The following is a 231-nucleotide window of genomic DNA, read 5'->3' on the forward strand; positions in this document are numbered from 1 at the left end:
GTTGATGGCAGCGCCGAGGCCAGTAGCTTCAAAAGTGTGCGGGCGGTAGGCGGGCATGGCAAAGATGTCGGCGGTGAGCTGCATGGCGGCGTCACTTTGGGAGCCGCCGCCTGAGACGCGCAGGTGTTTGATGGGTTTGCCGGTACGTTTTTCGATGGTATCAAAGCCAAGTTTAAGCTCGTAAGCCAGCCCTTCTAAGATGGCGCGATAAATATGCGCGCGTGTATGCAC

The 231-nt window shown here is 57.6% G+C and carries 1 protein-coding gene; it reads right to left on the reverse strand.

All coding sequences use genetic code 11. The features are described 5' to 3' along the window. A partial coding sequence (locus AAEZ08_RS23560; RefSeq protein WP_500125263.1) for an FGGY-family carbohydrate kinase occupies positions 1 to 231 on the reverse strand: 231 nt, incomplete at both ends.

This window comes from Pseudomonas sp. E45-MNA-CIBAN-0222, from assembly GCF_040310405.1.
Classification (GTDB): Bacteria; Pseudomonadota; Gammaproteobacteria; order Pseudomonadales; family Pseudomonadaceae; genus Stutzerimonas; species Stutzerimonas stutzeri_AC.